Genomic DNA, 3,140 nt, shown 5'->3' with positions numbered 1-3,140 from the left:
TGCCGCCGCGACGCCCACTCCTCCGGCGAGAACGGCGATGAGACCGGCAGCGGCGAACCTCATGCCACTCCTCCACTCATGCGCCCAGTGTAATGATGACGCGACCACTGTCCCACCGATTGTGGATCTTGGAAAGAGGGTCGGCCACACGGATCGGCGGACGGGCCGCACCCTCGCAGGGTGCGGCCCGTCCGCCGATCTGACCGCGGGACCTCGGTAGGCCCCGGAGGTCTCAGCCCAGGCGCTCCTTGAGAGCGGCGAACTGCTCGTGAACCTCGGACGGGACCTTGGGCCCGCAGAAGTCCAACCACTCGGTGATGAGCGGGAGTTCGCGGCGCCACTCCTCGGGGTCGATCGCCAGCGCCTCCTCCACGTCCCTGAGGGGGGTGTCGAGGCCGGTGAGGTCGATGTCCTCGGCGCGGGCGGTGAACCCCGCCACGGTCTCATCCGCGTCGACGCGGCCCTCGATGCGGTCCACGACCCACTTCAGGACGCGGCTGTTCTCGCCGAAACCGGGCCAGAGGAAGCGGCCGTCCGCGCCCTTGCGGAACCAGTTGACCAGGAAGACCTTGGGCATCTTGTCGCCACCGCGCTCGCCCATGTCCACCCAGTGCTGGAAGTAGTCACCGACGTTGTATCCGATGAAGGGCAGCATCGCCATCGGGTCCCGGCGGACCGCACCGACCTTGCCCTCCGCGGCCGCGGTCTGGCCGGAGGAGAGGGTGGCCCCGATGTAGACGCCGTGGTTCCACGAGTGGGCCTCGCTCACCAGCGGCACGGTGTCCGCCCGGCGCCCGCCGAACAGGATGGCCGAGATCGGCACGCCCTGCGGGGAGTTGAACTCCTCGGCGGTGACCGGGCACTGGTTGATCGGTACGCAGTAGCGGGAGTTGGGGTGGGCGGCGTTGCCCGCCCCGCCGTCACCCACCGGGGTCCAGTCGTTGCCGAGCCAGTCGATCAGGTGGTCCGGGGTCCCCTCCAGGTCCTCCCACCACACGTCACCGTCGTCCGTGAGGGCGACGTTGGTGTAGATCGAGTTCCCCGCCTCCAGCGTCTTCATCGCGTTGGGGTTCGACGAGTAGTTGGTACCGGGGGCGACTCCGAAGAAGCCGTACTCGGGGTTCACCGCGTAGAGCCGGCCGTCGGCCCCGAACCGCATCCAGGCGATGTCGTCGCCCACGACCTCGGCGCGCCACCCCTCGATGGTCGGCTGGAGCATGGCGAGGTTGGTCTTGCCGCACGCGGACGGGAACGCCGCGGCGATGAAGTAGACCTTGTCCTCGGGGGAGATGAGCTTGAGGATGAGCATGTGCTCGGCCATCCAGCCCTCGTCGCGGGCCATGGCGGAGGCGATCCGCAGCGCGAAACACTTCTTGCCCAGCAGTGCGTTTCCGCCGTACCCGGATCCGAACGACCAGATCTCACGGGTCTCCGGGAAGTGGGTGATGTACTTCTCCTCGTTACACGGCCACGGGACGTCGTCCTGGCCGGGCTCGAGGGGCGCACCGACGGTGTGCAGGCCCTTGACGTACTCGCCGTCGGACCCGATCTTCTCCAGGGCGGCGGTGCCCATGCGGGTCATGATCTTCATGGACACCACGACGTAGGCCGAATCGGTGAGTTCGATGCCGAGCTTGGGATCCTCGGCGTCGAGGGGGCCCATGCAGTAGGGCACCACATACATCGTGCGGCCACGCATGCTGCCGCTGAACAACTCGGTCATGTGGCCGCGCATCTCGGCCGGGTCCCGCCAGTTGTTGGTGGGACCGGCGCCCTCCTCGGTCTCCGAACAGATGAACGTCCGCGACTCGACGCGCGCGACGTCCTTGGGGTCGGACTGGGCGAGGAACGAGTTCGGCTTCTTCGACTCGTCGAGTCGGACGAACGTGCCGTGCTCCACCAGTTCGGTCGTGAGGCGGTGCCACTCCTCGTCCGAGCCGTCCGCGAAGACGACCCGGTCCGGCTGGGTCAGTTCGGCGACCTCGGCGATCCACGCGAGCATCTCCGCGTGATCGGTTGGCGCCTGACCCTCGAGGCCGGGAATGGTGGTGGTGGTCATCACAGCTCCTCGTGCACGGTGCATGGTATCGGTCACAGACTATCGTCAACCCGATCACACCGCCGCCGTCCGGGCCTCGTTCGCGGCCCCGACGTGAGCAAAGCCTCAACTTTTCAGATGTGACCGTGGTCTATCCGTTCCCATCTGGCCGGGACAGGGGCTGACTCGGGGGACCCCGCCGGGGCCTCGTTGGTGAATCCGCCGAACGGCACCCCTTCGGCGGGATTGGCCAGTCGCCAGGAGTCGTAGCTTCCGTCGAACCGGACCGTCGAGACGTGGTCGACCGTGCCGTCGCCGTCGACGTCCGTGTAGACGGTGAGCCCCCGGCCGTCGCCCCGGGTGACGGCCTCCATGAAGCCGTCACCGTCCAGATCCGCCTCGGGTGAGCCGAGATCGAGGACGCCGTCACCCACAGGGACGTGGAGGCCGAGGGACGAGGCCTCGGCGAGCGGGGCCCCGTCGAGGCCACAGACGTCGGGACGGGCGCTGAAATCGGACGGGTCGGGTCCGTGGAAGGAGTCGGTCATGGCGAGGGGCTCCCTGGGGTGGCGAGGGCGGGCGGGGGAGTGCCGGCGGGCTCCGCAACAGTAACCGGGGAGACGGTGCTCGGCGTGGTTCCGGGGGCCTTCCCGGCGAGTCGTGACCGGCGGATACGGCGTTCGAGGTCGGCGACCCGCGGGCCCGGGTCGTGAGCGAAGCCGTCGGTGATGGTGGCCTCCGCGGCCAGGATCCTGGCGCCGAGGGACTGCTCCACCTCCGCGCGCAGGGCGGCGAGTCGTTCGGTCACGACGGCGGCCGTGTGTGTCCGGAGCGACTGGGTCCGGCGGACCGTGACCGTCGTCCAGCCGAGCGCCACGCCGCAGATCAGTGCCAACGGGATCACCATGACCGACAGTCCGGGGACCTCGGCGAGTGGTGACAGGAGCATGCGACCCACGCCGGTCCCGCCGGCGGCACCCATGAGCATCACGAGCGACTCCTCCGCGGCATTCCGGGGCGGACGCCCCGGCGTGATGCCGCCCGTCGGTGCGGGTATCCGCGGCGTCGTCGGCGCGGAGGCGCCGAGGTGTCGGGCCACGAG

At 69.3% G+C, this 3,140-nt stretch carries 2 protein-coding genes and 1 pseudogene; all 3 read right to left on the bottom strand.

Annotation, left to right across the window (positions count from 1 at the left end):
• Nucleotides 1-232: 232 nt before the first annotated feature.
• A complete protein-coding gene (locus tag G6019_RS00990; protein WP_182612241.1) occupies nt 233-2,059 on the bottom strand; it encodes a phosphoenolpyruvate carboxykinase (GTP) in 1,827 nt (608 codons plus the stop codon).
• A gap of 113 nt (nt 2,060-2,172) precedes the next feature.
• Nucleotides 2,173-2,586, bottom strand: coding sequence for a DUF6802 family protein (locus tag G6019_RS00985; protein ID WP_107757519.1), 414 nt, complete (start codon nt 2,584-2,586; stop codon nt 2,173-2,175).
• Nucleotides 2,583-3,140: pseudogene (locus G6019_RS00980) on the bottom strand (hypothetical protein); the annotation flags it as partial. The gene G6019_RS00985 and the pseudogene G6019_RS00980, both read right to left, overlap by 4 nt.

Origin of the sequence: Dietzia sp. DQ12-76, assembly GCF_014145045.1 — a bacterium.
Taxonomy (GTDB): domain Bacteria; phylum Actinomycetota; class Actinomycetes; order Mycobacteriales; family Mycobacteriaceae; genus Dietzia.
The sequence above is the reverse complement of the archived record's forward strand: the minus strand, read 5'-3'. Positions and strand labels throughout refer to the sequence as shown.